Consider the following 14,783-nt stretch of genomic DNA (forward strand, 5'->3'; position numbering starts at 1 on the left):
CCCGCGTGGTGTTCGGTCGCATTGCATCCTGTGGCGAGATGCGCATATGCGCTATACTCCGCGGATGCATGATTTAGGTCCTTCCAAGCAGACTTGATTCGCAATCCGCTAAACGGTCAGGCCGTGGCGCGGAAGGTTGAGTAACCCGCTATTTCTCGAGAAACTCGAAGAAAGGTGAGCGTAAATGTCGGAAACGATGAAGCAATTCCAGCTGAACTCCTATTTGTTCGGCGGCAATGCTCCGTATGTCGAAGAGCTATACGAAGCATATCTTGACAACCCTGCGTCCGTTCCGGACAACTGGCGTGAGTACTTCGACGCACTGCAAAACGTGCCGTCGTCGAGTGGCACGGCAGACAACGACATCGCCCATGGGCCGATCGTCGAATCCTTCGCTCAACGCGCGAAGGCCAACGCATTTGTTCCGCGCGGCGGCGGCGAAGATCTCGCCACGGCACGCAAGCAAGTCTACGTTCAGTCCCTGATTGGCGCGTATCGATTCCTCGGCTCGCAATGGGCGAATCTCGATCCGCTCAAGCGCCGCGAACGTCCTCCCATTCCCGAACTCGAGCCTGCGTTCTACGACTTCACCGAAGCCGACATGGACCAGACGTTCAGCGCCACGAACCTGTATTTCGGTTTCGAGCGCGCGACGCTGCGCGAAATCGTCAAGGCGCTGCGCGATACGTACTGCGGTACGATCGGCGCCGAGTACATGTACATCAGCGATCCTGAACAGAAGCGCTGGTGGAAGGAACGTCTCGAGTCGATCCGCTCGACGCCGAACTTCTCGAACGACAAGAAGAAGCACATCCTGCAGCGCCTGACGGCCTCCGAAGGCCTCGAGCGCTTCCTGCACACCAAGTACGTCGGCCAGAAGCGCTTCTCGCTCGAAGGCGGCGAGTCCTTCATCGCCGCGATGGACGAAGTCGTTCGTCACGCGGGCGCGAAGGGCGTGCAGGAAATCGTCATCGGCATGGCTCACCGCGGCCGTCTGAACGTGCTGGTCAATACGCTCGGCAAGATGCCGGCTGACCTCTTCGCCGAATTCGAAGGCAAGCACGTCGACGACCTGCCGGCAGGCGACGTGAAGTACCACAAGGGCTTCTCGTCGGACGTCGCAACCGAAGGCGGCCCGGTCCACCTGTCGCTCGCGTTCAACCCGTCGCACCTCGAAATCGTCAACCCGGTGGTCGAAGGCTCGGCCAAGGCCCGTATGGATCGCCGCGGCGATGCAGACGGCCTGCAGGTGCTGCCGGTGCAGATCCACGGCGACGCGGCCTTCGCAGGCCAGGGCGTCGTGATGGAAACGCTGAACCTCGCGCAAACGCGCGGTTACGGCACGCACGGCACGCTGCACATCGTCATCAACAACCAGATCGGCTTCACGACCTCGGACCCGCGCGACGCGCGTTCGACGCTCTACTGTACCGACGTGGTCAAGATGATCGAAGCGCCGGTGCTGCACGTGAACGGCGACGATCCGGAAGCGGTCGTGCTGGCGATCCAGCTCGCGGTCGATTTCCGCACGCAGTTCCACAAGGATGTCGTGGTCGACATCATCTGCTTCCGTAAGCTCGGCCACAACGAGCAGGACACCCCGGCGGTCACGCAGCCGCTCATGTACAAGACGATCGCGAAGCACCCGGGCACCCGTGCGCTTTACGCCGAGAAGCTCGTGCAGCAAGGCGTGATTACGGCGGAAGACGGCGACAACTACGTCAAGGCGTACCGCGCCGCGATGGACGAAGGCCACCACACGGTCGACCCGGTGCTCTCGAACTACAAGAGCAAGTACGCGGTGGACTGGGTTCCGTTCCTGAACCGCAAGTGGACCGACGCTGCCGACACGGCCGTGCCGCTCGCCGAACTCAAGCGTCTGGCTGAGCGCATCACCACGGTCCCCGAGAACTTCAAGGTTCACCCGCTGGTCGAGCGCGTCATCAACGACCGCCGCGCGATGGGCAAGGGCGAAGCGAAGCTCGACTGGGGCATGGGCGAGCACCTCGCGTTCGCGTCGCTGGTCGCTTCGGGCTACGCAGTTCGCCTGACGGGCCAGGACTCGGGCCGCGGCACGTTCACGCACCGCCACGCCGTTCTGCACGACCAGAACCGCGAGCGTTGGGACGACGGCACGTACGTTCCGCTGCAAAACATCGGCGAGAACCAGGCGCAGTTCACGGTGATCGACTCGGTGCTCTCGGAAGAGGCAGTGCTGGGCTTCGAATACGGCTACTCGACCGCCGAGCCGAACACGCTCGTCGCGTGGGAAGGCCAGTTCGGCGACTTCGTCAACGGTGCGCAGGTCGTGATCGACCAGTTCATCTCGTCGGGCGAAGTGAAGTGGGGCCGCGTTTCGGGTCTCACGATGCTGCTGCCGCACGGCTATGAAGGCCAGGGTCCGGAGCACTCGTCGGCACGTATCGAGCGTTTCCTGCAGCTGTGCGCCGAGCACAACATGCAGGTCGTTCAGCCGACCACGCCGGCCCAGATCTTCCACGTGCTGCGCCGCCAGATGATCCGCCTGTTCCGCAAGCCGCTCATCATCTTCACGCCGAAGTCGCTGCTGCGTCACAAGGAAGCCGTGTCGGACCTGTCCGAACTCGCGAAGGGCACGTTCCAGCCGGTCATCGGCGAAGTGGACGAAGCCATCGACGCGAAGAAGGTCAAGCGCGTGGTCGCCTGCTCGGGCCGCGTGTACTTCGACCTCGTGGCACATCGCCGCGAAGCGAAGGCGAACGACGTCGCGATCATCCGTATCGAACAGCTCTATCCGTTCGCACACAAGCAGTTCGAAGCCGAGCTGAAGAAGTACGACAACGCGACCGAAGTGGTCTGGGTGCAGGACGAGCCGCAGAATCAAGGCCCGTGGTTCTACATCGAGCACCACCTGAAGGAAGGCATGAAGGAAGGCATGAAGCTCGCGTACAGCGGCCGTCCTGCTTCCGCCTCGCCGGCTGTTGGCTACTACGCGAAGCACTACGAGCAGCAGAAGGCGCTGATCGAAGGTGCATTCGGCCGCCTGAAGGGCGCGCAGGTCGCGAAGTAAGCACTAGAGCAACCGAACCGGGAAAGCGTGTGAATGCAACGCGCGCTTTCCCGCGCTCAAGTGCGCGACCCGGTTCGTCATACGGGGAAGTCCCCGAAAAAGTATTCAGGAAAATCACATGGCTATCGTAGAAGTGAAAGTCCCGCAGTTTTCGGAGTCGGTGTCGGAAGGCACGATGCTGCAGTGGAAGAAGAAGCCGGGCGAAGCTATCGCCCAGGACGAAGTGGTCATCGAGATCGAAACCGATAAGGTCGTGCTCGAAGTGCCCGCGCCGGCTGCCGGCGTGCTGGCCGAGATCATCGTCGGCGACGGCGCAACCGTCGAGAGCGAACAAGTGATCGCGAAGATCGACACGGAAGCCAAGGCTGGCGCCGCTGCGGCTCCCGCAGCCGCAGCCGCTCCGGCTGCTGCCGCGGCTCCCGCCGCTGCACCGGCTGCTGCTGCCGCCGCAACGACGGCAAGCAGCACGGTTGCCTCGCCCGCAGCGACGAAGCTGATGGCAGAGAAGGGTCTCGCCGGCGGCGACGTCGCCGGCACGGGCCGTGACGGCCGCATCACGAAGCAGGACGTGCTCGGCGCAGGCGCACCGAAGGCCGCTCCCGCAGCCGCCCCGGCTGCGAAGCCGGCTGCTGCCGCCAAGCCGTCGCTGCCGCAAGTCAGCGCACCGGCATCGGCTGCGAACTGGCTCAACGACCGTCCGGAACAGCGCGTGCCGATGTCGCGTCTGCGTGCGCGTATCGCCGAGCGTCTGCTCGAGTCGCAGCAAACCAACGCCATCCTCACGACGTTCAACGAAGTGAACATGGCGCCGGTCATGGATCTGCGCAACAAGTACAAGGACAAGTTCGAGAAGGAGCACGGCGTGAAGCTCGGCTTCATGTCGTTCTTCGTGAAGGCTGCGGTGCACGCCCTCAAGAAGTTCCCGCTCGTCAACGCGTCGATCGACGGCAACGACATCGTCTACCACGGCTACTTCGACATCGGTATCGCAGTCGGCTCGCCGCGCGGTCTGGTGGTGCCCATCCTGCGCAACGCAGACCAGATGAGCCTCGCCGACATCGAGAAGAAGATCGCCGAATTCGGCCAGAAGGCCAAGGACGGCAAGCTGTCGATCGAAGAAATGACGGGTGGTACGTTCTCGATCTCGAACGGCGGCGTGTTCGGCTCGATGCTCTCGACCCCGATCATCAACCCGCCGCAGTCGGCGATCCTCGGCGTGCACGCGACGAAGGAACGCGCCGTGGTGGAGAACGGCCAGATCGTGATCCGCCCGATGAACTACCTCGCGATGTCGTACGACCACCGCATCATCGACGGCCGCGAAGCCGTCCTGTCGCTGGTCGCGATGAAGGACGCGCTGGAAGATCCGGCTCGTCTGCTGCTCGACCTGTAAAGATCGGCCTCATCAAGCATCAAGTCTCACACTGAGCGCCGTGCGCGCGGACTCCGGAAACCGGGCTCCGCGTGCCGCGCTCACGTCTCGAAAGGATGACCATGTCCAAAGAATTTGACGTCGTCGTGATCGGCGCCGGCCCCGGCGGCTATATCGCGGCGATCCGCGCCGCGCAGCTCGGCAAGTCGGTTGCGTGTATCGAAAAGTGGAAGAACCCGGCCGGCGCGCTGAAGCTCGGCGGCACCTGCCTGAACGTCGGCTGCATTCCGTCGAAGGCGCTGCTCGCCTCGTCGGAAGAGTTCGAGAACGCCCAGCATCATCTCGTTGACCACGGCATCAGCGTCGGCGACGTGAAGATCGACGTCGCGAAGATGATCGCCCGCAAGGAAGGCATCGTCGAGAAGATGACGAAGGGTATCGAATTCCTGTTCCGCAAGAACAAGATCACGTGGCTCAAGGGCCACGGCAAGTTCACCGGCAAGAACGAAGCCGGCGTGCAGATCGAAGTGAGCGGCGAAGGCGAAACCGAAGTCGTCACGGCGAAGAACGTGATCATCGCGACGGGCTCGAAGGCTCGCCATCTGCCGGGCATTCCGGTCGACAACAAGATCATCTCCGACAACGAAGGCGCGCTCACGTTCGACAGCGTGCCGAAGAAGCTCGCTGTGATCGGCGCAGGCGTGATCGGTCTGGAGCTGGGCTCGGTGTGGCGCCGTCTCGGTGCCGACGTCACGATCCTCGAAGCGCTGCCGGAATTCCTCGGCGCGACTGACCAGGCGCTCGCGAAGGAAGCCGCGAAGCTCTTCAAGAAGCAGGGCCTCGACATTCACGTTGGCGTGAAGGTGGGCGAAGTGAAGGCGACGGACAAGAACGTCACGATCAACTACACGGACAAGGACGGCAACGCGCAAGTGCTCGAAGCCGACCGCCTGATCGTGTCGGTTGGCCGCGTGCCGAACACCGACAACCTCGGTCTCGAAGCGATTGGCCTGAAGGCCAACGAGCGCGGCTTCATCGACGTGGACGACCACTGCGCAACGTCGGTGCCGAACGTGTACGCGATCGGCGACGTGGTGCGTGGCCCGATGCTCGCGCACAAGGCCGAAGACGAAGGCGTGCTGGTGGCCGAGATCATCGACGGCCAGAAGCCGCACATCGACTACAACTGCATTCCGTGGGTGATCTACACCGAGCCGGAAATCGCATGGGTCGGCAAGACGGAGCAGCAGCTCAAGGCAGAAGGCCGCGACATCAAGACGGGCCAGTTCCCGTTCATGGCGAACGGCCGCGCACTGGGCATCAACAAGGCGGACGGCTTCGTGAAGATGATCGCCGACGCCAAGACCGACGAGCTGCTCGGCGTGCACATCATCTCGGCCAACGCATCGGACCTGATCGCGGAAGCCGTGGTGGCGATGGAATTCAAGGCTGCTGCCGAAGACATCGGCCGCATCTGCCATCCGCACCCGTCGCTGTCCGAAGTCATGCGCGAAGCTGCACTCGCCACTGACAAGCGCGCGCTCAACATGTAAGCGCCAAGGGCAGGGCGGCCGACTTTTTTGGCCGCGCTGCCCCGCAGTACCCAGCATCACGTACGGAGGCGGGTGGGCTTTTGCTCTCCCGCCTTTCCTCATTTGCGGCCCGGAAAATGAACGTCACCGAATACTACGAAAACGAACTGCAGAAGCGGGGATACAAGCCCGATACGGCGCAGCGCGCCGCGATCGACCGGCTGCAGCGGTGCTACGACGAATGGGCCGCATACAAGTCGCGGCGTTCGAACGCCTTCAAGAAGTTTCTCATCCACCCGGACCTGCCGCGCGGCGTGTACATGTGGGGCGGGGTTGGGCGCGGCAAGAGCTTCCTGATGGACAGCTTCTACGCGGTCGTGCCGCTGCAGCGCAAGACGCGTCTGCACTTTCACGAATTCATGCGCGAGGTGCACCGTGAGCTCGAAGAGCTCAAGGGCCAGGCCGATCCGCTCGACGAACTCGCGCGCCGCATTGCGAAGCGTTATCGCCTGATCTGCTTCGATGAATTCCACGTCTCGGACATCGCCGACGCGATGATCCTCTACCGTCTGCTCGACCGTCTCTTCGAGAACGGCGTGCAGTTCGTGATGACGTCCAACTACGATCCCGATCTGCTTTATCCCGACGGCCTGCATCGCGACCGCATGCTGCCTGCGATCGAGCTGATCAAGAGCAAGCTCGACGTGCTCAACGTCGATGCGGGCGTCGACTATCGCCAGCGCACGCTCGCGCAGGTCGAGGTCTATCACACGCCGCTCGGCGCCGCCGCCGACAAGGCGTTGCGCCACTCGTTCGCGGAGCTTGCCGCCGTCCCCGACGAAAGCCCGCTGCTGCGCATCGAAAAGCGCGAACTCAAGGCGCTGCGCAAGGCCGACGGCGTGGTGTGGTTCGATTTCGCGACGCTGTGCGGCGGTCCGCGTTCGCAGAACGACTATCTGGAGCTGGCGAGCCGCTTTCACGCCGTGATCCTCTCCGACGTGCCGCAGATGACGCCTCGTATGCAGTCCGAAGCGCGCCGCTTCACCTGGCTCATCGACGTGTTCTACGACCACAAGGTCAAGCTGCTGATGTCGGCCGCGGTGCCGCCCGAGGAGCTCTACGTAGAAGGGCCGATGGCCAACGAGTTCACGCGCACGGTGTCGCGCATCGTCGAAATGCAGTCGAAGGAATATCTCGAAACGCCGCGCCGCATTGTCGATACGGCGCTGACCTGAGCGCGCGGCGCCCGCGCCGGTCCCGGATGGTGTCACGCAGGCGCCAGGCCAGTCTCACATAGCGCGCCGGCACCCTTTTCAAGATTCGGACTCGTCTGATATGGGCGGCGGGGGCGAGTGGATATCGTTTGTCAGCACACCCGCTGACAAAGGACCTTCCATGACCCCGCATCGCGATATTACCGACGAAGAATGGCAGCGCGTGATGCTGCTCCTGCCCGAACTGCGCCCGCGCACCGAGTTGCGCGGCCGGCCGCTCGCCAATACGCGCTCGGTGCCCAATGGCGTGCTATGGGTTATGTATAGCGGTGCGAACTGGGCGGCCATGCCGCGCCGCTACCCCTCGTATCAAACCTGCCATCGCCGCTTCAAGACCTGGCACTACAACGGCGCGCTCACGCGTGTGATGGGCGAGTTGTTCGGCGAAGACGGCGTGAGGTTGTGCGGCACCATCGAAACGCGCATGCGCAAGCACGCGAGCCGTGCGGAAAAAGCGGCGCGCAGGCAGGAAGCGGCGCGCAACGCGCCGCGCAATTCGCCGTTCGTCCCGCTGGCGAGCGCGTCCGCGCAGTCGCAGCCTTTCAACTATCGCTCCGTGTATCGTCACACGGCGTAATACCGGCGCTTACGAAGTCCGGCCGAAGCGGCTCATGGGCGCGCTTCGGCCGGTTTCGTCTCTCAGGTCCCCTTGCCGGTTTGCGCACCGGTCTTCAGGTCGATCCGCTCACTCATCCACTTACTGCTGACGCACCCACGTCTGCGAGCGGCCGAGCAGCGAAATGCCCATGTAGCCGCGCACGACGAGCTTCTGGCCGCCGTCTTCCGTATGCATCTTGCAGCGGTACAGCTTGCCGTTCTCGGGGTCGAGAATGTGGCCGCCGTCATAACCCTCGCCGGTCTTCTTCATGCTGTCGATGATCGTCATGCCGAGGATCGGCTGATCCTTGCGCGAGTCGGTACAGGCAGTGCAGCGCCGGTCGGGCTGGTCGTTCGCGCCGAGTCCCTTGATGACCTTGCCGCTCAGGTCGCCGTTGGCGTCGGCGCTGATCTGCACGAGCGCTTTTGGCTGGCCGGTGTGATCGTCGATCGTCTGCCAGACGCCGACGGGCGTGTCGGTTTGAGCGTGTGCGGCGAGGGCGCCGCACAGCAGGGCACTCGCAAGCGCGACATGGCGCGCCGCGCGTCCGATGACTCGGTTCATGTCTTCCTCCACTGATGTTGTTTATCTGTCGATGCCGTCCTTGCGTCGCGCCTGGCACGCCGCAAGGTCAGGGCAGGATACTGGAAAGCACCGTGTGCGTTTGAGAGAAGGAACTCTAGTTTGGTCGGCCCGCTCGCCGCGCTGGACCAAAACGTCTGGCGATGCAAGGACACCGCGCAATTCCCAGGAAATTCTTGCTATGTGTTGTGGGAAAAGATACGTAATCGGCAAATTTTCTACGAGGGGCCCGAAACAAGTGAAAGTGAGTAATAATTGTGCCGATTTGTAAAAGTTAGAACTGTTCAAAGCAGGTACTACATGGACTACAAGTGGAGAGTTCGTCGCATCGCCTTGGCGGTGCTGGTATTAATCGGGGGAATCGGTACGGGCTGCGCACAGACGCCGCCTGACAATTCAGCAGCAGCGAATGCAGCAGCAGCGGCGCCCGTAGCACAGACCACCGCCGCACCCGCAGTACAGGACGACCAGGCCGCAACCCCTGCGCTGCCTTTGGCAGCGAGCCAGCCGAGCGTGCTCACGCCGGATGAAGCGAAGCAGAACGCCGCGGGCAACGTCGCCGAGCTGCAGCAGATGCTGCGAGGCTCGGAGCTCGCCGAGCTGCGCACGACCTACAACGGCTCGTATGGTGCGAGCTTGCTGTTTTACGGCAAGGAAATGACGTACTACGTCACGCTGTTCCAGAACAAGACGTTCTGGCGCGTGATCAAGACGAGCGACGAGACGCGCGCCGAAGCCATCTATCGCGACTTCGCGGTGAAGTCGGGACAGCTCGCCGAAGTGGAAATCCGCCGCACGCGCCTCGAAGCGCAGAAGGCGTTCACGGACCGCATGATCGCGCTCACGCAGGACCACGCGAACCGGCTCCAGGCGGATCTGGCCATCGCGCGCGAGCAGCAGGCGCTCGTCGCGGACCAGCAGAAGCAGGGCCGCGATCAGGCGAGCGCATTGCAGGCGCAGAAGACGGCGGCCCAGGCGCAACTGCGCACGGTTCAGCGTCAGGTGCGTGAACTGCAGCAACAAGTGGAAGGCGGTCTGCCGATCCGCTGATCGCCGGTGCGCGGTGTGGCCGGCGTGCTCACCCGGCGCCCGGCTGTGCAACCGGTTGCGCGGAACACGCGTATGCGGCACGCAAAAGGCGGAGCGTCATAGGCGCTCCGCCTTTCTTCATGGTGCGATCGTTCGGGTCGCGCTCAGTGCTTGCCGTGGCGATGCGTGTCGCGACCCTTGTGGGTTTCGTCTGCGGAATGGGGCTTCGGTTGAGAGCCGGCAGGCGAGGGGTCGACGGCGATCGGATCGCTCGCGGGGAACGTTTCTTCGAGCGCTTCGTCGAGCGGGTCTTGTTGCGAGGGTTGCGGGGCTTTCGGCTTGGATGCGCTCATGGCGGTCTCCGTTGCGATATGCGTCACGCCCAGAATAACGCAAAGCCGGAATCGTGACCGCGAGTCACGGCTGTCAGAGCGTGTCGGAAGACGGTGGAACGAAACTGAACGCAACCGCACCGTAGCTGTACAAAACGCGCGCACAAACAAGCAGGCGCGCCAAGGCGCGCCCGTACTGTACTGAATGTCGGCGTGATCGGCGTACCGTGCAGCGAGTACGCCAGCCAGCAGCGGCTTAGCTGTTGCCCGAGCCTTCGCCGCCGTTGCCGCCGTTGTTCACCGCGCCGTAGAGGCGGCGGCGGCGCGTGACGACGACCGGGCCGTCCTGAGAGCCACGGTCATTGCCGGGGGCGCTCGATGCGCCCGACGGCGCGCCGGACGGCGCCGACCAGTTTTCACGCGGCTCGCGCGGTTCACGCGGTTCTCGTTGTTCACGCGGGCCATGGCCACCGTGGCTGCCGTGCGGGCCGCGGCTCGTATGCTCGCCGTGCGAGCTGCGAGCGCCGCCCGGGCGCGGACCCGGACGGGTGCCGGTGTCGAGCTGGATGGTCGAAATGGCGCGCTTGTAGATGCCTTGCAGGCCAACGGGCGTGCGCAGCATCACCAGGTACTGATCGAACGACTCGATGCATCCGGTCAGGCGAATGCCGTTGACCAGATAGATTTCGACGCGCTTTCTTTCCTTACGCGCGGCGTTCATGAAGTCGTTTTGCGGGTGCGATTCTGCGGAAGGCATGGACTAGATTTGGCCAGGCGGCGCAATGCCGCAATCAGTTGGAAACGTTTGCTCGCCGCGATTCTACCTTGTGTCGGCGAAGCGCGCGTGCGGGAAAGTAAGCTTACTGCAGAACTATACCGGCTCGCGGCCGCGACCGCAGATTGACGAAAAATGCATCGCTGCGTCCCTTGTCGTCGGCTGCCGGGAAGGGGCGTGTCCGGATGACAGGTAGCGATGGGCAGCGACAGCGGTTTTCGGAAAGAGGCCTGCCGACGATAGGCCCGCGGATTGACAGACCCGCGCGACCTTTCGACGCGCATGCACTCACTCACACAGCGTAGTCCAAGACGGCCAGCCATGCTCGACCGATTCGAGGCGGATCACACGCTTATACGATTACACGATGGTTTTCGATCCGCTTGCGATGATTCTCGCGGTGCCCGAGGGCTTCGTTCCGTGCGGCGGCACACGAAAAGCGAAATCGCCGCCTGCGCGGAATAAGCGCACCCGCTGCAACGTTTAACGCGATATCGGTGATGAACCCAGTGGAGGTGATCATGGAGCGGTTTCGCAAAGGTCTCGCGTGTCTCGTTTGTGTGGCGCTGGCAGGCGTCGCGGGAGCCGGCCTCACGGCTTGCAGCGACATGAATTCAGGCGGGGCGTCGTCGAGCAGTTCGGGCGGCTCGTCGGGCGGCGGCTACTGAGCGGCGTGCGGCGTGTTGCGTCATCCGTCGCCGGAGTTCGAAGCGCAGGTCGTGGCGCAGCTCGGACCCATGCGCCGCTATGCGCGCGCCTTGACGGGCGACGCCGCCTGGGCTGACGACCTCGTGCAGGACGCCGCGGAGCGTGCGCTTTCGCGCTGGACTTCGTTTCGCCCGCAGAGCAATCTGCGCGCGTGGCTGCTCACGATCCTGCGCCATCTGTACATCGATCAGTTGCGCGGCCGGCGTGAGATTGCCGTCGACGACGAAGCTGCGCCGTGGCGCACGCTCGAGGCGCCGCACGGCGAGGTCGACGGTCTCGTGCTGCGCGATCTGCAGCGCGCGCTCTATGCGTTGCCTGCGGCGCAGCGCGAGGTGCTGCTGCTCGTGTGCGTGGAGGAGTTGAGCTACAGCGAGGCGTCGGCGGTGCTCGGGGTGCCGGCCGGCACGGTGATGTCGCGCCTGTCGCGAGCGCGCGAGCATCTGCGAGCGTTGCTCGATACGGGGCCGGTGCAGGATCCGGGGCGCGATCCGGCGCAACGCGCGGCGCCGCTCAGGGTGGTGGGGACGCTACGATGAACGACAACGATCTCGGCCACGAACGCGACGGCGAAGGCGTGCCGCCTGCTTCGCCAGAAGAGGACCTTACGATGCTGGGCGCTTTCGTCGACGGCGAACTGCCCGCGGGCGAGTGCGAGGCGCTGCAGGCGCGCCTCGCCGACGATCCGCGTGCAGCGGCGCGCGTCGCGGCCTATCGCGCGCAGAAGGCCGCGCTGCAGGCGTTGTGTGAAGGCGCGCGCGTCGCGGGCGAGGATGCGGCGTCCGGCGCAGCCGAACCGGCAGGCAGCGCGCCCGCCGTGTTCGTCCTGCGTGCGGGCGAGCCGTGGTGGTGGCGCGCCGGCATCGCGGCGTCGTGGGTGGCGGTGGGCGCGGGGCTCGCGGTGGCGGCCACGGCGCTCGTGCCGCGGCTCGCGCCGGGCCTGGCTCCAGAACTGGCAGCCGTCTCCGCGCCGGCGGCCGCGCGCAGCGAAACGCCCGAAGCGTTTGCGCGCCGCGCCGACATCGCGTACGCGGTGTATTCGCCGGAGCAGCGGCATCCCGTGGAAGTGGGCGCGGCCGACGAGGCGCATCTCGTCGCGTGGCTCTCCAGGCGGCTAGGCAAGCCGCTCTCGGTGCCGTCGCTGGCCGAATACGGCTATACGCTGGTGGGCGGGCGTCTCTTGCCCGGCAACACGGGGCCGGCCGCGCAATTCATGTACGAGAACGATGCGGGCGAGCGCCTCACGCTCTACGTGGCCAGTTCGGCCAGCGACCGGGATCCCGTGCGCCTCTTGCGCGATGGCAACCGCCGGACGTTCTACTGGAGCACCGAACGCACGGGCTATGCGCTCTCGGGGCCGCAGACAGAACCGAAGCTGCGCGAGATCGCGCTGGACGTATGCGGCGCGCTGGGCGGCAAGCCCGGGCAGTGGTGATGCGCGACGCCGGCGGAGCAGGCCCATGAGCGACCCCGCGCGCCGTGCCGCGCCGACCTTGCCTCCTGGCATCGACGAGGCCCGTTTCGCGCGTGCGCTCGCCGCGTTCGAAGGCATCGTCGGCGCGCCGAACGTCAGCCGTGGCGGCGCAGCGCTCGATCCGTATTTCGATCCGTTCGTACCGCTCGCCGATGCGCACGCCTTCGCCCCTTCCGCTGCGATCCTCCCCGCAAGTGTCGAAGAGATCCGCGCGATCCTGCGTGTCGCGAACGACACGCGCGTGCCGCTGTGGACCGTTTCCGCGGGGCGCAACTTCGCCTATGGCGGTGCCGCGCCGCGTCTGGCGGGTTCGGTCGTCCTCGACCTGCAGCGCCTGAACCGGATCCTCGAAGTGGACGAGCGCCTCGCATGGGCGCGCGTCGAGCCGGGCGTGAGCTACTTCGATTTGCACGCACATCTGCGCGAACAGCATCTGCGCCTGTGGGTCGATCCGCCCGCGGCGGGCTGGGGCAGCGTGGTCGGCAACACGCTCGAGCGCGGCTTCGGGACGACCGCCTATGGCGACCACGCCGCCTCGCAGTGCGGCATGGAGGTCGTGCTCGCCAACGGTGATGTAGTGCGCACCGGCATGGGTGCGATCGAAAACGGCACGGCGTGGCAACTCTACCGGCCGGGCTACGGGCCTTCGTTCGATGCGCTCTTTACGCAGTCGAACTACGGTGTCGTCACGAAGATGGGGCTCTGGCTCATGCCCGCCCCGCGGGCCTTCGTGATCGGCGAGATCCAGTTCGCGCGTGAGGACGATCTCGGCGTGCTCGTCGATACGCTGCGAGCGTTGCAGCTCGGCGGCACGATACGTCAGCACGCAGCGATCGAAGGCGCGATCCGCCGCGCCGCGAGCCTCGCGCCTCGCGCTCGCTGGTACGAAGGCGAGGGCGCGATGCCCGAGGCCGCCGTCGCCGCGATGCAGCGCGATCTGGGCGTGGGCCGCTGGAATCTGCACTATGCGCTTTATGGCGAGCCCGAGGTGATCGACGTGGAACGGCGCATCGTCGAGCGTGCGTTTGCCGGCGTACCGGGTGTGCGTTTCTCGGCGCGTCGCTATGCCGAAGGCGACGAACCGCGGGGCGGCGCTGACCGCAATCTCGCCGGCATTCCCGCGATGAGCGCGTTTCGCATGCTCGACTGGCGCGGTGGCGACGGCGCGCACGTGGACTTCTCGCCGCTGTGTCCCGCCGATGGCCGCGACGCGCTGCGCCAGTACGCACTCGTCAAGGCGCGCGCGGCCGAGTACGGTTTCGATTACTACGGCGGTTTGACCGCGGCGGGGCGCTATCTGCATCATGTATTCGCGGCGATCTTCGCGCGTGAGCGCCGCGACGATGCAGCCCGCGCGGGGGACCTGCTGCGCGCGCTGATGAGCGACGCGGGCGCGGCCGGCTACGGCGTCTACCGCTCGCATCTGCTCTACATGGACTACGCCGCGGCACAGTACGCCTTCAACGACGGCGCGCTGTTGCGTCTCGCGCAAACCGTGAAAGACGCACTCGATCCGCAGGGTGTGCTCTCGCCGGGCAAGCAGGGCATCTGGCCCGAGGCGTGGCGTGCGGAGCGCGGCTATACGTGATCGATTTAATCAAGACTGCGTAGCGATTGGCGGGAAGGATTCGTTGCAAGGCGCACGGAGGACACGATGGACAGGCGGGCTTTTCTCTGCGATGCCGGGGCCGTGGCGCTAGGCGCGGCTTGGCAGGCGCATGCGCTCAGCGTTGCGTTGGGCGTACGCGCGCCTCGTGCGGGTGCAGCGTTGGATGCGCCAGGCGCCGCAGTGTTCGACCCGGCACTCGAGCAGGGCCGCGTGCTCGCGCGCGCAGCGGCCCGCGCGGGATGTGTTGCGTGGGCCATCGGCGACGGCTGCGCCGACACGGCCGATAGCGACATCGGCACACTGTGGCACGCGCGGATCGCCCGGCGCCTCGAGCCTGGCGCGGACTTGACTGGCGCGTTGCGTCCCTCGGACCGATTCGTACTCGCGCGGCTAGCCAGCGCGCGCGGGGTGACGCTGCGCGACTTCGCTTAGGCAACCTTAGCAATAGCGCA

At 65.1% G+C, this 14,783-nt stretch carries 14 protein-coding genes and 1 pseudogene; 12 read left to right on the forward strand and 3 right to left on the reverse strand.

Features of this window, described 5'->3' with window-relative positions; translation table 11 throughout:
• Nucleotides 1-184 precede the first annotated feature (184 nt).
• The 5 genes from AB4Y43_RS03695 (at nt 185) to AB4Y43_RS03715 (ending at nt 7,804) form a co-directional block, all read left to right on the forward strand.
• Nucleotides 185-3,049, forward strand: coding sequence for a 2-oxoglutarate dehydrogenase E1 component (locus AB4Y43_RS03695; RefSeq protein WP_368727065.1), 2,865 nt, complete (start codon nt 185-187; stop codon nt 3,047-3,049).
• A 118-nt stretch (nt 3,050-3,167) separates the two neighbouring features.
• Nucleotides 3,168-4,442, forward strand: a complete 1,275-nt coding sequence (odhB, locus tag AB4Y43_RS03700) for a 2-oxoglutarate dehydrogenase complex dihydrolipoyllysine-residue succinyltransferase (protein WP_368727066.1) — start codon at nt 3,168-3,170, stop codon at nt 4,440-4,442.
• A 101-nt stretch (nt 4,443-4,543) separates the two neighbouring features.
• Nucleotides 4,544-5,974, forward strand: coding sequence for a dihydrolipoyl dehydrogenase (gene lpdA / locus AB4Y43_RS03705; protein ID WP_324158690.1), 1,431 nt, complete (start codon nt 4,544-4,546; stop codon nt 5,972-5,974).
• A 116-nt stretch (nt 5,975-6,090) separates the two neighbouring features.
• Nucleotides 6,091-7,188, forward strand: coding sequence for a cell division protein ZapE (gene zapE, locus AB4Y43_RS03710; protein WP_324148234.1), 1,098 nt, complete (start codon nt 6,091-6,093; stop codon nt 7,186-7,188).
• Nucleotides 7,189-7,348: 160 nt separating this feature from the next.
• On the forward strand, nt 7,349-7,804 hold the full coding sequence (locus tag AB4Y43_RS03715; RefSeq protein WP_368727067.1) for a transposase: 456 nt from the start codon (nt 7,349-7,351) through the stop codon (nt 7,802-7,804).
• Between the two features lie 120 nt (nt 7,805-7,924).
• Here the strand turns inward: AB4Y43_RS03715 and AB4Y43_RS03720 are convergent, their stop codons facing one another.
• The gene (locus AB4Y43_RS03720) at nt 7,925-8,389 is read right to left on the reverse strand and encodes a DUF2147 domain-containing protein (RefSeq protein ID WP_342920643.1); all 465 of its coding nucleotides are present in this window, start codon (nt 8,387-8,389) and stop codon (nt 7,925-7,927) included.
• A 132-nt stretch (nt 8,390-8,521) separates the two neighbouring features.
• Between AB4Y43_RS03720 and AB4Y43_RS03725 the strand changes: the two are divergent.
• Nucleotides 8,522-8,659: pseudogene (locus AB4Y43_RS03725) on the forward strand (Fis family transcriptional regulator); the annotation flags it as partial.
• A 48-nt stretch (nt 8,660-8,707) separates the two neighbouring features.
• Nucleotides 8,708-9,457, forward strand: a complete 750-nt coding sequence (locus AB4Y43_RS03730) for a DUF2968 domain-containing protein (protein ID WP_368727068.1) — start codon at nt 8,708-8,710, stop codon at nt 9,455-9,457.
• A 143-nt stretch (nt 9,458-9,600) separates the two neighbouring features.
• On the opposite strand, the gene AB4Y43_RS03735 is transcribed toward AB4Y43_RS03730, so the two are convergent.
• Nucleotides 9,601-9,789 carry a hypothetical protein gene (locus AB4Y43_RS03735; protein ID WP_069267862.1) on the reverse strand — a complete coding sequence of 63 codons (189 nt, stop codon included), beginning with the start codon at nt 9,787-9,789 and terminating at the stop codon, nt 9,601-9,603.
• Between the two features lie 235 nt (nt 9,790-10,024).
• Complete coding sequence (gene hfq, locus AB4Y43_RS03740) at nt 10,025-10,525, reverse strand: RNA chaperone Hfq (RefSeq protein WP_342945611.1); 501 nt, start codon at nt 10,523-10,525, stop codon at nt 10,025-10,027.
• 518 nt (nt 10,526-11,043) lie between these two features.
• Here hfq and AB4Y43_RS03745 point away from each other — a divergent pair.
• The 5 genes from AB4Y43_RS03745 (at nt 11,044) to AB4Y43_RS03765 (ending at nt 14,763) form a co-directional block, all read left to right on the forward strand.
• On the forward strand, nt 11,044-11,211 hold the full coding sequence (locus AB4Y43_RS03745) for a hypothetical protein (RefSeq protein WP_368624882.1): 168 nt from the start codon (nt 11,044-11,046) through the stop codon (nt 11,209-11,211).
• Between the two features lie 69 nt (nt 11,212-11,280).
• Entirely contained in the window at nt 11,281-11,787 is a 507-nt protein-coding gene (locus AB4Y43_RS03750) for a sigma-70 family RNA polymerase sigma factor (protein WP_069267926.1), read from the forward strand.
• A 71-nt stretch (nt 11,788-11,858) separates the two neighbouring features.
• Entirely contained in the window at nt 11,859-12,683 is an 825-nt protein-coding gene (locus AB4Y43_RS03755; RefSeq protein WP_368727129.1) for an anti-sigma factor, read from the forward strand.
• A gap of 25 nt (nt 12,684-12,708) precedes the next feature.
• Nucleotides 12,709-14,310, forward strand: coding sequence for an FAD-binding protein (locus AB4Y43_RS03760; RefSeq protein WP_368727069.1), 1,602 nt, complete (start codon nt 12,709-12,711; stop codon nt 14,308-14,310).
• A 66-nt stretch (nt 14,311-14,376) separates the two neighbouring features.
• Nucleotides 14,377-14,763 carry a hypothetical protein gene (locus AB4Y43_RS03765; protein ID WP_368684011.1) on the forward strand — a complete coding sequence of 129 codons (387 nt, stop codon included), beginning with the start codon at nt 14,377-14,379 and terminating at the stop codon, nt 14,761-14,763.
• Nucleotides 14,764-14,783: the final 20 nt, after the last annotated feature.

Origin of the sequence: Paraburkholderia sp. BR10872 (assembly GCF_040965835.1) — a bacterium.
GTDB classification, from domain to species: Bacteria; Pseudomonadota; Gammaproteobacteria; order Burkholderiales; family Burkholderiaceae; genus Paraburkholderia; species Paraburkholderia nodosa_A.